We start from the raw sequence: 323 nt of genomic DNA, 5'->3' as shown, positions 1-323 counted from the left end.
TTTTACCGCTTTGACTAAAGATACTACTGATCAAGACACTTTTACCCAAGAGATCCGTTTAGTCTCTAAAGGGGATGACGCGCTAAATTGGATTGCAGGGGTATATTACAGCAAACAAGAAATTAGTTCGGACGATAGAGAGTACACGCCAGGACTCACGGAGTTTTGGGGCGATGAAATCGACAATATTGAGCAAGATCTTGAGTATATTGCACTGACCAATGCCACCAGCAAAGAGTCAGCATTGTTTGGCGAAGTTGGCTATGCATTTTCAGACGATTTTAATATCACAGTGGGCGCTCGTTTCTATCGCTATGATGTTA

At 42.4% G+C, this 323-nt stretch carries 1 pseudogene; it reads left to right on the top strand.

Features of this window, described 5'->3' with window-relative positions:
• Positions 1-323 (top strand): annotated as a pseudogene (locus CWC11_RS22350) (TonB-dependent receptor); the annotation flags it as partial.

Source organism: Pseudoalteromonas sp. S3178, assembly GCF_005886985.1.
Lineage (GTDB): Bacteria > Pseudomonadota > Gammaproteobacteria > Enterobacterales > Alteromonadaceae > Pseudoalteromonas > Pseudoalteromonas carrageenovora.
Note: the sequence above shows the minus strand (reverse complement) of the source record. Positions and strands in the feature narration are given on the sequence as shown.